The sequence below is a fragment of the Paenisporosarcina macmurdoensis genome (assembly GCF_042658845.1).
GTDB classification, from domain to species: domain Bacteria; phylum Bacillota; class Bacilli; order Bacillales_A; family Planococcaceae; genus Paenisporosarcina; species Paenisporosarcina macmurdoensis.
The window spans coordinates 1-13,693 of the sequence record NZ_JBHSRI010000005.1; the positions used below are offsets into that span (position 1 = coordinate 1).

General features: G+C 38.8%; 13 protein-coding genes. 9 read left to right on the plus strand and 4 right to left on the minus strand.

From position 1 onward, the window contains the following. Together ACFPYN_RS05375 and ACFPYN_RS05380 are read left to right on the plus strand one after the other, a co-directional pair. Window positions 1-1,030 (plus strand): BclA C-terminal domain-containing protein (locus ACFPYN_RS05375; protein WP_377732987.1); only part of this gene is annotated, 1,030 nt, incomplete at its 5' end. A gap of 165 nt (window positions 1,031-1,195) precedes the next feature. Then, window positions 1,196-2,290 (plus strand): glycosyltransferase, encoded by a 1,095-nt coding sequence (locus tag ACFPYN_RS05380; protein ID WP_377732988.1) that lies wholly within the window; start codon window positions 1,196-1,198, stop codon window positions 2,288-2,290. An 828-nt stretch (window positions 2,291-3,118) separates the two neighbouring features. On the opposite strand, the gene ACFPYN_RS05385 is transcribed toward ACFPYN_RS05380, so the two are convergent. The 4 genes from ACFPYN_RS05385 to ACFPYN_RS05400 form a co-directional block, all read right to left on the minus strand. Continuing rightward, window positions 3,119-3,313, minus strand: coding sequence for a DUF378 domain-containing protein (locus tag ACFPYN_RS05385; RefSeq protein WP_377732989.1), 195 nt, complete (start codon window positions 3,311-3,313; stop codon window positions 3,119-3,121). A 54-nt stretch (window positions 3,314-3,367) separates the two neighbouring features. After that, window positions 3,368-3,520 (minus strand): response regulator, encoded by a 153-nt coding sequence (locus tag ACFPYN_RS05390; protein ID WP_377732990.1) that lies wholly within the window; start codon window positions 3,518-3,520, stop codon window positions 3,368-3,370. A gap of 520 nt (window positions 3,521-4,040) precedes the next feature. Then, a complete protein-coding gene (locus ACFPYN_RS05395; protein WP_377732991.1) occupies window positions 4,041-4,256 on the minus strand; it encodes a hypothetical protein in 216 nt (71 codons plus the stop codon). Between the two features lie 956 nt (window positions 4,257-5,212). Beyond that, complete coding sequence (locus ACFPYN_RS05400) at window positions 5,213-5,692, minus strand: hypothetical protein (RefSeq protein WP_377732992.1); 480 nt, start codon at window positions 5,690-5,692, stop codon at window positions 5,213-5,215. A 446-nt stretch (window positions 5,693-6,138) separates the two neighbouring features. On the opposite strand from ACFPYN_RS05400, the gene ACFPYN_RS05405 reads away from it, so the two are divergent. The 7 genes from ACFPYN_RS05405 to ACFPYN_RS05435 all read left to right on the plus strand — a co-directional run bounded on the left by ACFPYN_RS05405 (window position 6,139) and on the right by ACFPYN_RS05435 (window position 12,945). Next, a complete protein-coding gene (locus ACFPYN_RS05405) occupies window positions 6,139-6,609 on the plus strand; it encodes a GNAT family N-acetyltransferase (RefSeq protein WP_377732993.1) in 471 nt (156 codons plus the stop codon). 494 nt (window positions 6,610-7,103) lie between these two features. Beyond that, window positions 7,104-7,283 carry a hypothetical protein gene (locus ACFPYN_RS05410; RefSeq protein ID WP_377732994.1) on the plus strand — a complete coding sequence of 60 codons (180 nt, stop codon included), beginning with the start codon at window positions 7,104-7,106 and terminating at the stop codon, window positions 7,281-7,283. Window positions 7,284-7,789: 506 nt separating this feature from the next. Beyond that, complete coding sequence (locus tag ACFPYN_RS05415) at window positions 7,790-8,743, plus strand: phage integrase N-terminal domain-containing protein (protein ID WP_377732995.1); 954 nt, start codon at window positions 7,790-7,792, stop codon at window positions 8,741-8,743. 291 nt (window positions 8,744-9,034) lie between these two features. Continuing rightward, window positions 9,035-9,373: a hypothetical protein gene (locus tag ACFPYN_RS05420; protein ID WP_377732996.1), complete on the plus strand. Its 339-nt coding sequence runs from the start codon at window positions 9,035-9,037 to the stop codon at window positions 9,371-9,373. Between the two features lie 287 nt (window positions 9,374-9,660). After that, window positions 9,661-10,560 (plus strand): ABC transporter ATP-binding protein, encoded by a 900-nt coding sequence (locus ACFPYN_RS05425; RefSeq protein ID WP_377732997.1) that lies wholly within the window; start codon window positions 9,661-9,663, stop codon window positions 10,558-10,560. Beyond that, on the plus strand, window positions 10,557-11,654 hold the full coding sequence (locus ACFPYN_RS05430; RefSeq protein WP_377732998.1) for an ABC transporter permease subunit: 1,098 nt from the start codon (window positions 10,557-10,559) through the stop codon (window positions 11,652-11,654). The genes ACFPYN_RS05425 and ACFPYN_RS05430 overlap by 4 nt, the downstream gene beginning before the upstream one ends. Window position 11,655: 1 nt before the next feature. After that, entirely contained in the window at window positions 11,656-12,945 is a 1,290-nt protein-coding gene (locus tag ACFPYN_RS05435) for an ABC transporter permease (RefSeq protein ID WP_377732999.1), read from the plus strand. The last annotated feature ends 748 nt before the right edge of the window (window positions 12,946-13,693 follow it).

Genomic DNA, 13,693 nt, shown 5'->3' on the forward strand with positions numbered 1-13,693 from the left:
ATTAACTGGTGCAACCGGAGCAACTGGGGACACTGGTGCAACTGGACCAACCGGAGCAACTGGACCAACTGGGGACACAGGATTAACTGGTGCAACCGGAGCAACTGGGGACACTGGTGCAACTGGTGCAACTGGACCAACTGGAGCAACTGGGGACACTGGTGCAACCGGAACAACTGGGGACACTGGTGCAACCGGAGCAACTGGGGACACTGGTGCAACCGGAGCAACTGGACCAACTGGGGACACAGGATTAACTGGTGCAACCGGAACAACTGGGGACACTGGTGCAACTGGACCAACCGGAACAACTGGGGACACAGGCGCAACCGGAGCAACTGGAGCAACTGGTGACACTGGTGCAACCGGAGCAACTGGACCAACTGGGGACACTGGTGCAACTGGACCAACCGGAGCAACTGGTGCAACTGGACCAACCGGAGCAACTGGACCAACTGGGGACACAGGATTAACTGGTGCAACCGGAACAACTGGGGACACTGGTGCAACCGGAGCAACTGGACCAACAGGTGCAACTGGTGCAACTGGGGACACAGGAGCAACTGGAGCAACTGGACCAACAGGTGCAACTGGTGCAACCGGTGCAACTGGAGAAGCAGGGTTATCCGTATACGGATATATTTACAACCTAGGCGCTCAAGTGGTACCTATTGAGGCTGATGTCATTTTTGATTCTAATGGAGTGATCACACCTGGAATTATACATGCCCCAGGTACCTCTGGAATTTTAGTTACCACACCGGGAGACTACGAGATTACTTTCTCCGTGTCGGGTGTAGAACCCAACCAATTCGCTATATTTGTAAATGGTGCGCAGGGTCCGGGAACAGTCTACGGATCGGGTGCCGGCACCCAGCAAAATAACGGTCAGGTAATTTTGACCCTTGCAGCTGGCGATGTTCTTACCCTCCGAAATCATAGCTCTACTGCAGCAGTTACCCTCCAGACTTTGGCAGGGGGTACACAAACTAACGTAAACGCTTCTATTGTAATTAAAAAATTAGATTAGTCACAAATGAAAATTTTCCAGCTTCAACTTTATATTATAGCTAGATGTTTACTAATGAATGAACAGTGCCTATGCCTATTTGGCACTGTTCGTTTACTTGCCACCAAATTACTTTAAGGGAGTTTATATAATGAAAATTTCACAAGTCGACGTAGGTGAAGACTTATGCGCACGATTACTCTTTGTATGATTGTGAAAAATGAGGAAGATGTATTATATCAATGTTTAAATAGCATAAAGGAAATATGTGATGAAATGATTATTGTCGATACAGGATCGACAGATAAAACAAAGGAAATAGCTAAGCAGTTCACAGAAAAGGTTATCGACTTTAAATGGATTGATGATTTCTCAGCTGCCAGAAACATTGCATTTGGTCATGCAACAATGGATTATATCTTATGGTTAGATGCTGATGATATTTTACTTATAAAGGATCAGAAGAAATTCAAAAATTTAAAAACCACTCTAGATTCATCATTTGATGCTTATTCAATGATTTACAATGTCGCTTTTGATGAATTTGACAACCCGACCTTTAGTTTTAGAAGAAACCGATTAGTTAAAAGAGAGAAGAACTTTAAATGGGTTGGACCTGTCCATGAATATTTAGATGTTCATGGTAATATTTTTCCTGCTGATATAGTAATAACTCATCGTAAAACCGATAAAAAGAATCAATCTATTCAAAGTGATCGAAACCTTAAAATATATGAAAAGCGTCTGGAAAAGGGAGAAGAATTTACACCAAGGGATTTATTTTACTATGCTAATGAACTAAAAGAACACGCTCAGTTTCAAAAATCAATAAGTTTTTATGAAAATTTTTTAGCTACTAAAAAGGGATGGATTGAAGACGAGATACGAGCTTGTATAAACATGGCGATTAGTTACAGAAATCTGGGCAATGCTGAAAAAGAAAAAGAATCTCTCGTTATCTCGTTTATGTATGATTTACCACGACCAGAGGTTACTTGTCGCCTAGGAGACATTTATACAAACAAGAGGGATTTTAAAAAGGCCATAAAATGGTACCGTTTAGCTCTTGAAATTGAGGAAGAAGATCATCAAGGATTTAGGCAAATCTCATACTCTACTTGGTACCCACATCTTCAGCTATGTTATTGTTTTTGGGAAATAGGAGATGTCGAACAATCATTAAAACATCATAAAATATCCATAAAATATAGACCGAACGACACTAATGTGAAAAAAAACGAAGAATTTTTCAGAACTTATTTTAAAAACAGAAAAAAATAACCATCTCAGTTGCCTCTCTTAAGAAAATCCTTCAATTTATAATTGTTTGATTATCGGAACATATTACAAAATAAAGACTAAATAACTTATATGAAAAATGTTCTTAGATGTTGGACATTCAGTATAAGTATATGAAACGTTAGCTCTGTATTGAGTGGCTGAGAGGTTTATCATAAAATGTGACAACGCAATAAAACAGGAAAATTTTGAAACTGAAGAATTACCATACTGTGGATGCGATTTTGGTTGTAATGGCTGGTATGAGAACCTGCTGCTTTTATGGAGCAGCTTTTTTTATGTTGTAATCAAGACATTACTACCCAAGACGGTGATAGCTGTTAAAGGAGTCCTTCTTACAGATATATAAAGCACCCAACGATTAATTCTTCGCGGATGCTTTATAACTACTAATTTTATAATTATTGCTTTTATTCGAATTGTTAGGAGAATTCACGGTTTTTTTCGGGGCCAAATTAGTTGAACCGTTAACCGCATTAGCAGTTTTATCCACTGTATTCATAGCTACATTTTCAGTCTTTTCCTATGCACTGTGCACTGCATGAAATGCTGCTCCAGCCGTTTCTTTAATACTTTTGAAAATTTGGTTTCCTTGTTGATCGTTTTGTTGATTTATCATATTTTCACCTCCTGAATAAAAATTAGGATATGTCATTTTTCAAACTTTATTCAGTGGGGATTAAGGTTGCAAAGAAAATGAGAGTTGTAAAATTCAAACAGGTATGCACATATCATCTTATGACATAAGAAAAGATCGATTATTAATTTCGTCGGTCTCGTCAAATTACATAACAATTAATTTCATGCTTTTTATGTTGCTTTTTTAAATAATGTTAAACAATAGATTGCAGCAATAACAACTAATACATAAACTACTCGAGCGATTGCATTATCCATTCCGCCAAATAATCCTCCTACCAAATCCCATTGGAACAAACCAAACAGCAACCAGTTAACCTCTAAATACGTACTCATCATGACAACAGGAACATTTGGTAAGGTCATTTTAATTCTGTTTAGAACTTCTATGCCATCCATAGAAGATGGGGGTTTTAAATCTCATAGGATTACATCTAATTTGACTTTCTGAACAATTTCAAGCGCTTCTATCCCACTAGCTGCAAGATATGTGGCAAGACCTTCTCTTTTAAAGACCTCTTCCAGCAATAAACGAATTCCTTGTTGATCGTCCACAATAAGAATGTTATTCATAAATTAACATGCCTACTAATCAAAATGATGTGTCGTATGCGCAATATGACAATAAAGTGTTTTTTTATCGTTTGAATAGGTCTTATTTTCACCATTCTATCTAACATCCAGAAAATACCGTTTAATTGTATTGGGGGAATACTTCATCTAAAGGGTGTTATTTCATATGATACAATCACACTAAATGGATGTTTATTAATGACACGCTGATAAGTATTCAAAGTATATATGGGATATTATTGCTTCACTTTACGGAGGGGTTAAATTTGTTTCATACTAAACTAATCAGAAGGAATTCTCGCTTGAAGTACCTAGTGACTTGTATTCCGATTAGCAAAATTCATTACCACTTCAGGGGGTTTACAGAAAACACGAATGTGCGAACAAACATAAATTTTTCCCAATTATTTATCCTACTAAGTCAAATAATTAATGATGCCTAATATAAGAATTAACTCAAACAAAATTATAAAAACAAAACAACGCCCAACATTTATTATTTTGTGAATGTCACTCACACTTACCTCTCCTTTGTCTTTAAGCTATTGTATCCGGTACCAGTATCATCTACTGCCACTCTAAATCCTTGCTGACGATAGTTATCATTAATCTTTTCAAATCGACTATAGTCAATCACAGCCTCTTTTTCAATTAACTCTAGATACGATGAATCAGCTAAAACTTGAGGTTGAATATTAAGAAATACCTGTTGATCTTTATTTTTTTGCGTATGCATCACCTGTTCCGAATATCTCTCTAATGAAAGATCCCGTAAGAAGCTTCGACAATAAACACGTTTTTGCTTTGCCCAACGTAGTCATAAAACTTGTATGACGTAGGAAAACAGAGTGTAGGTTCTGCCGATTTAACATTTCAAATACCAGGGTTTTATTTTCTGTTAAGAATAAAATGGGTTGGAATACAGTTGTTATTTTTTTTTTATGAATTAATCCTTTAAACTCTTCACTTTTTACAAATTCTTTGGTGAGTTAATTATGATGCTTATGTAGAAACTTAAAGTATTTAAATAATGTCGTTAATTGATTAATCTTCATTCGAACTCCTTCAAACTTACTTCATTCCTTTTCCAGAATACGCTCCGCTTATTTCCCCGTGTTAAATATTTGTAAAAACTTATAGGTAGTAAGATAGTAGTCTAATACCATGGACAATCCTCAAGATTTCTTGTCCAAATCAAATAGAATTTGAATTGCCAGTTCAACGATTGAATCGATGATTCTGTGCAACAAAAAACCCTAATGAGAAGGCATCAGGGTGTACAAAGATATACGTGTTGAAAGAAAATGATCTCTATAAGATATGTAGTTAGTTGATGTTTGGTGATTTGAGTGTAACAAAAGAAGAGAAAAAGATTTACTTGAATATTAATACCGTTGAAACCTCTTTTTTGCATAAACCATTCAGTTGTGCCTGAATTGCTTGTGCAATCGGTGAAGAATACAAAAGACCCTAACTAATGTATTAATTAGTTAGGGTAGCATTAGTATTACTGGTTTAAGTTCTGGTTTCGCCATTTCAAGAACTTTTATCAAATATGACTCTTTTTTCTACCCTCACTTTTGTGTTAAGGTTTACTTTTTTTGGTAGCAAGATCAGCGACTCTTCTATTCTTTCTCGATTTTAATATTCATTAGTTTGTAAATTTTAGATGGTTTTCAAGAATCTGTTCTTTTATCCATTGCTGCATTCTAAACAGTTGGAAACCGAATGACTTTGGAATATCCCAGTCATTCGATATTGGAAGAAATCATTTTTTCTGAGTTTTACAAGAGCTTCTTCATAAGAAGAAAAACCGAGCTTTGAAAAAAGTAGCCAATCTAATGTCTTTTTGATATTCTCAGGATTTTGCCAATAATTCATTGGCACGTTAGCAAGTTCCCATGGTTGAAATTGACCGGGATACACAGTATTAATGACTTGGTAAGGAGAATCGCCAAAAGAATTAAAAATACCACCAATTCCATGCACTTTAAAAAAACGATGGTTGATTCTTAAAGGAACTTCATGATGAGCCATTTTGCATTTTTCTTCAATCATATATCGAACTACTTCAATTGCTCTTTTTTTTCCATTTTCCCCTATCCAATAATTGCGGGGAACTTGTTTGAAATCCCAAGGTTTAAACTTTCCTGGATAAGCATTTTCAATCACTGAGATAAAATCCTTCCAACCCTAAACTTGAGCAGCTGGTCTTAATCTATTACTCCATAGGGTTTCGGCTTTGACTTTCCGAGGAATTTCTTCTACAGAAATTTCTAGGTACTCTTCAATAAGTTAACATGTTATGAGAGCTAAATATTTCTTTCTCTGATTTCCTACAAAGAAGTAATTAGGAGATCGTACACGTTTTCCATTTAATACATCCCGATAAATTTGAATTACTTTTTCATTAATATGATATACCTCCCTTTAAGAGATCTATTATCTATTTTAACCAGATAGGTTCATTCTTAATTTTTCTATAGCAAATTCTCATGGTAAATTACTGTGCGAACTCCAAAGAATTTAGTAGTTACAGTGAATATAAACGACGAATGAGAAGTCCTCTCTTCTTAAATATTCTCTTGTAAAAAGTAAGAAAATCGGAGTAAAAATAGATGGAAATAAGATTAGCTACGTTAAATGATCAGCAACAAGTGTTGAGTGTATTAAATAAGGTCACGTTAGGTTTGCAAAAAAAAGGTATTAACCAATGGGAATATCCTTGGCATGTAAATAAAATTGTAAGCGAAATAAAAAATAACTATGCGTATGTATTATTAATGGACGAAGAAATAGTTGGTACTTTTTGTATAAAAGACATAGATTTTTTAAGTGAATTAACAATTGATTCTAAAAGTAAATATCTGTCTCAAGTTGCCATTCTCCCCGAATACCAGGGCAATGATCTGGGTTCAGCATTAATGGACTTTGCTTGTTCTTTTGCAAATGAAGTAAATAAGACAATTTTTTTAGATTGTTGGGCTGGGAATGAAAAGTTAAAAGATTTTTATTTGAATACTGATTTTGAGTATCAAGGTGATTTTCCAGAAGAAGATTATTTTATAAGCATCTTTAAATTCAATTAATACAATCCAATCCTTATTAAACTAAAGATTAGATTAAGTTGAAGAACCGGCTACCTTTACAGGGCAGCTGTTTCTTATTGGGTTAAAGAATAATTTACCGCGAATACTTCCCAATCCGAATGTTATTTCAACAGAATCTACATGAGAATTAAAAGATAACAAAAACAGGGTCGACCATATTTGTTCAAACTGATTCAATAAAGTATTTGAAAAATTTAAAATAAACTGATAGAATAACAGCATATTAATTTACTTTAATTTTTAATGGCCAGACCCATGCGGGACTCGGCGGTGATGACTAATAACAGGCCTTTGGGCTGATTGTGGCGTAAGCAAACTAGACTTCTATTTTGCTACGGAAAAATCAGATACCAAAGGTCTTTTTGCGTCCAAAAATAAAAGGGTTCAACTGCTGCATCTTGGAGGAGAGTACAACAAATGATGAAAATGGAGTGCTCAAAATGAGTACAAACTTCGAAAAGGAGAGAGGAAATATGTTAGATAAACGATCGAAGAATGAACAAAAGTTATTCGAACGGGTGTTTAAACGACATGTAAATACCATGGATTCAGAGGAATGGGAAAAGGGTGGAAGAGAAATCACAAAAGTTGAAAAGGACGTTCCAAATAAGTGTTTAAACGTTCACTTCGCAAATGGCGAGTGGTTTAGATAGTACGTAGATGGAACGTAGGGCCGAACAAAAAGAATGGACGTTGATGCGCGTTTATGTTTACGCATTCGTAATGCAGGCTGACGAATAGAGCCGATCGCTACGCTTAGAGCGGTTAATAAATTCTGGCAGGAAGCGAACGAGGTCGAAGACCTGAGCAATATGCTTGCCTGATGGCAGTTCACTGGAACATGGCGAAGCCAACCCGTTAGGGTATGTTCCATTCAATACTCACACACACAATTGGATACGAGTTACTGCTTTCTCTTTGCCCGGTATTTGGCGTTAGCCAAATGAGCACGACACAGATTTTGAACGAAGTGACAAAAATCTGAAGGGCAATTCGGGCAAAGAGAAAGCAGTAAACAAAAATTGAAAATACACCCCTAAATACCGGTATCGTAGGGTTTGTGTTTTGGTTTGAACCTTCGGTTTTTTGAGGAAGTCCTGAGGATGCCCTAAAATGCCAACGGGTGAGCTATGTAATTTTTGAAGAAGGGACTGAAAAAATGACAAAAGGAAAGTCGCCAATCATGACCCAAATGGAGAAAGTTTATCGACATACAAGAGCCAATTCTTTCGGTACTCGTGCTAGGTATGAAAGCAGCTGCCGTAATTTCATCGGGTTTATAGACGAGAAATTTAAGATGAAAAACTTGCGGAATTTACAAGATAAGCACGTGGTGGCATATATTCAGCACCGGCAATCAGAAGGAATCGCATCAAAAACGCTCAAGAATGACCTAGGGGCAATCCGTTACATGCATGACATGATTCCCAACGTCAAACATGAACTTTCCGACAATAAAGAACTAAAAGATGCGTTTTCTATTGTGCTAGACAAGACACCAGCGGTAAAAGGCAATCGAGCATGGACAGAGCGTGAATATAACGATATGCAACAGTTTGTCCGGAACGTTGCTGCAGGGGATGGTAGGGGAGCAGAAACAGCAGCTGACGTGCGTGATATTACGCAGTTGGCAAAGACCATGGGATTAAGAGTGACGGAAGCCGTGGCGATGAGTAGATCACAAGTAGAGCAAGCGTTGAGAACCGGGGTTTATCAGGTAAAGAGCGAAGCGAAAAATGGGAAATGGCGACAAGTTCCGTTATCGACTCAAGGACGACAGGTGATGAATAACAGGATTCTGGATCTTCCAAGAGGGGATCGGCTATTTATTCGCCCTGGTGAGAAGACACATGCAGCAGTGAATCGAGTCGAAAAGTTCCTGCAAAATAACCGTCTACCATTCGAAACGGTCGAAGGTCGAGAAAGTCGGATGTATCAAGGGGTATCTAATGCATTAACGTATCATGGGCTACGCTACAATTACGTCCAAGATCGGGTACGGCAAGAAATGGAGAAAGGCTATTCCAAGCTGCAAGCTGCAGCAATCGTCACCAAAGAGGTCGGTCATGAACGAGTAGATGTCATTGATGTTTATTTGGGAGGGAAAAGTTGATTTTAATTTCGAATAAAGAAGCACACCACTTCCTAATTGGTGTGTAATATCAACCAGGGCTGTATGGGCTATACACGCCAGACTAACAAAGTTGTTAAGTAATAATAAAGTTGTTTAAAAAACTCTGTAATATAGTCCCATTAAATCTATTGAATTTTTAGAATAATGTAATTATAATGTAAATATATTCAAAATATAGAAAACTGGACTATTTGAGGAAGAATTATATTAAATTTGGTGTTTGTAGATTTGAAAAATACAAATTAACAAATTTAAATGGAGGAGATACTTTTGAAAAAACTAAAACAAGTAAGGAAATTATTAATCTCGTTATTGATTGCTACTACGTTATTGGTTGGGTTTTCTATGAGTGCTTCAGCTACATACTCTGTTATTCCAAATTCCCCATTCTCTAATGACGCGAGTATTGAAAGTTCTTCTCCAACCTCTGTGTACGTAACCGAGTCCAGATACTACAGTAAAAGTAGTTATCTAGTTCCACCAAGTACAGTTTTTGAGGAAAGAGAAATTAATGGTTTCGTCTACAATGGCACCTTAAATCGTTTTAGTTATGCTGATGCCGGAGATCAATGGTTAGCGACATATAAAGGGTATTTAAGAGCGCAGTAAGAGGGAACGAATCGTCTTGAATTTTTCAAAACTACAACACATCTATATTGGTTATTTGATGCTTTGGGTAGACTCATCCAAAGCATCTTTCCTATATCTGAGGGCTTAAGTATAATCATCATTTCATAGTATTAAATAACAGGTAGTCTAAAAAATTCTTCTATAAAAATAGTTACTAAAGCAGAAAATTTAAATATATGTCAAATTTTTGTTACCTTTCTGAAAGCACATTGCCACAATGGCGACATATTCCAATTAAGTGATTTGTTACACAAGGGGGAAGAGATGTGGGAGAGACATTAGAGAGACTCGTGTTGAATGGTTTGACGAAAAAATACCGAAATCAGCTTGTATTGGACGGCATTGATTTAGAAATTGCGGAACCAGGAATCTTGGCGCTTGTTGGACCGAATGGGGTGGGGAAGACGACGCTCTTGAACTGCATTACGAACCTCCTGCGTCCGGATGCTGGAAGCATCCGCATCATGGGAAAATCGAATCAAAATCCGAAGGTGTTCAAAGAGTTAGCGTATCTGCAGGACAATAGTGTCCTATTTGACTATCTGACTGGATATGACCATCTGAAATATATACGAGACGTACATAAGTTGCCGAAAAAAAGAATTCAAGAAGTGGCCAAGTATGTAGGGATGGAAAGCTATCTCAAAAAGAAGGTGGGTGACTATTCCTTAGGAATGAAACAGCACCTCCTTCTAGCGATTTCCATCTTGCCTCAACCGAAAGTGATCTTGCTTGATGAACCGCTCAATGGACTTGATCCATCAAGTGCAATCTTGATGAGAAAAATACTCGGGGAGCTTGCAAACGATGGGGCTACTATACTATTGTCTTCACATAATCTAGCTGAGGTGGACAAACTCACAAACAAGGTACTCTTCCTAAAGGATGGGAAGTTGACGCTGGTGGATACATCTGAACACGAGCGGACCGTCTACCGTCTAAGGGTAGCTAACAGCGAACGCGCATTTGCGCTGATACAAGGATATGGGGAGAAAACATGGTCGGATAAAAGTCTAATCCATGTAGAGACGAAATCGCATCATCTGGCTCCGATTTTGGCTTTGCTACATGAGGAAGGAATAACGGTCCTAGACATGGATAAAGTGACGAGCGGTTCTGAAACTCTCTACGAAGAAATCTTCCATAAAGGTGAGGTTGACGTATGAATCTGCTGTTGTTTGAGTTTAAGAAACTGTTCCGTTCAAAGTTGGTCCTCTATTTTCTTGTTTTCTCGTTGATTGCAGTCACCCTTCTATTTGTCCGCAACGTCTGGCAGCAAGAACGTGTCCAGGCGGAGAAGATTGACTACTTCAGTAAGTTTGCACGAGATGTTTCGATGGAACTGCAAGGGAACCGAAAAGTGCTCGAAGACAATTCTTTACCTGCACTCGAGGAACAAGTGCGTGTCGGCAGTATGCTTTATTCACAATTAAATGAAGTGATCTTTGCAATCCAGTCTCAGCGGACGATGGACGAAGTAACGAAGGAGAATCTGCTCTACGAAAAGGCCAAAGAGTACAAGGTACTTGGTGGAACATTCCATCTGAGTGATGCAGAGATGGACCGAGTGACACGTCTTAATGACCAGCTGATTCGGGAAGGGTTGCCGAAGGAAGACCTCAAGCTAACAGTGCAGCCCCTGCTCTTTACTCAACTGGTCCTCTCCTATGCAATGACAGGATTTGGATTCCTAGCCCTTCTGCTCATCCTTTTATCATCAGTGACAGGAGAATATGAAGAGAAGAATGTTCGACTCGTTTATACCTTGCCGTTTTCACGATCGCGATATATGCTCATCAAACTCGGCAGTTTCCTGGTCGTAGGGTTGGTGTGGTTGACAGTAGTCGCACTCTCTGCCTATGTCCTTGCGTCACAGTTCACAGAGGCTGTAGAGAACCAGTCAGCTTATCCTTTCGCTGAAGTGGAAGGGAACTGGATCCAGATTGTAGATGTGATCCCGAAAGGACTACTTCTAGGAGGAATGTCTCTCATTTTGGTACTGACATTCGGCTGGTTCATCGCCTACACGTTTCGGTCTACGCTGCTCAGCTATTTGATTGCCATTCTGGTGGTGGCAGGAGGAGCTTTGCTCGTGATGAATGGAGGATCATCCCCTTGGAATCCATTATCTGCCCTGCAGGTCCAACAGACCTTGCTTGAACAGTATTTAACACAATGGAGGATCTATCTCCTCCTTCTAGTTTCCATCGCACTCCTAGTGGTTGGTACACTTTCTATCAATAGAAAGAGAGGTGTGTAAGATGCACACATTTCAATTTGAAATGAAGAAAATCTGGAAACGGAAAGGCACGTGGATTGCCCTATTCATCTGTATCTTGGCCATCAGTGCCCTCTATTTGTTCAACAAAGAGGAGGCCAATAATCTAGAAGAGACGAATCAGAATCTGATCCAAAACCGTACCGACCAATTTAAGCAGTGGGCAGCCGAGGCAGAAATTGCTGCAGAAAAGGCAAAGCAAAAGGGAGACACAGCGACCGCTGAAGAACAGGCAGCTACGGCGGAGCGTTTTTCAGCGAGTACAAAGAAGTATGAGGATTTGAAGATTGCCTATGACAGCGGTGACTGGAATTATGTCTATTTAGCGGATTTAGAGGGGTTACAACGGTTAGTAGAAAATCCAATGGAGGCAGAACTCAGCATCGAGGAACAGCGTGTCGACAACTTCACCCTGCGCGCATCTTATGAAGAGAAACAACAGCTCCTTGAAAAAGGACTGACACCGCCGACCCAAGATGTCTTATTATATAGTCTCCTACCCACTCTATATGATGAATTCACAGGGTATTCTGCTGCAAGATGGGAACAGCTGACGGAACGGTATGGGACGTTAGGCTGGAATATCTTATATCAATTCACGCACTACTTTTTGATCCCGATTACAATCATTCTCGGTGCCTTCATGTTCGGTAACAGCGTATCTAGTGAGAGCATGCGGAAAAATAGAGGTCTGCACTTTTTCCATGTACTCCCGGTCTCAAAGGGGCGGGTATTCATCGCAAAATATCTGGTCGGACTGATCCATACGATCCTTTTTACGGTTATTATCCTTTTGATTCCGCTTGGTCTCAGTCTAATGGACCGGGGCATCGGAAGTCTTGCATATCCAGTACTGGTCTATGATGGTCCAGATCCGAGGGCTTTTGGCAGCCGGACGCCTGTACCTAATGGGGACTACGACACGTTCCATTTCATTTCGCTCGGTGATTACTTTATACAGGCTCTATGGATGACACTCTTAATGGTATTCTTCATCTATACGGTCTATTTCTTCCTTTCATTATGGATTCGGCATGCAGGGGCAACTCTCCTGGTCACGGTTTGCGTATTGTTCATCGGGGCAATGGTCGGCACATCCCCATGGAATCCATTCCAGTATCTAGATGTCCACCGTATTCTCACGCAGGAGAATCGTGTGCTCCTAGTGGACAACCGATACTCCGTCCAAAATGGACTACTAGCACTTGGTTTGACGGGTCTCTTTTTATGGCTTTTGAGCTTTGGCAGATACCGTCAATTGAAAGTTAAATAACATTCTGTAGTTTGATTGTGAAAAAAATCCACTAATATCGGGGTCCTTAGTTAAAGGAAATTGGCTGCCTTACAAGGCGGCTTTTTCTTTTAACTAGTGAAGTTGAATACTTCCGCATCCGGGTGTTATGTCAACCCGGTGTGCATTCTCCGGGTTGATTTGTTCATTCCAAAAAGACGGTTAAAGAAAGACGGTTTCTTTTCTTCAGTGGAGGCTGATTCTAAAAGTGCTTTTTCTTCTTGAATCGCTTTGATGGAAATTTTTATAAAACCCTAGCTAAACCCCTGTACCGTGTAGCGTTCTGTATTGAAATTAGTAAGGTGATCGTTCTACTAAGTGAAGTTAATCGCGTCAGAATCGCCCTACTTAAACCATTTGAACAAAAAATCCGTGTAAATACTGAAAATTAAAAATCCCCCCCAAAGAATAAATCCAATCGTTAAAGCTATATATTTTAATATTTTCATTTCATAAATCACCCTCATTAGGGTTAGCCAAAGATGTACAATATATAGCTGGAAGTAAATAACTTTTAATAATTAGTCTGCTTTTACATTAGCACCGTACGGTTACATTGAGAGCTTGTTCACCGATAGACCAAATGCCTATTCTAAGATATTCAATCGGGTACCCAAACTTAGTTTAGTATATGTTATTGAACATAGATTTTTTAACGAGTTGTTGAACATTAATGAAAGAGTCCACCCTCAAAAAACACTGTAAAAATGAGGTGTCCATTAACACCTGG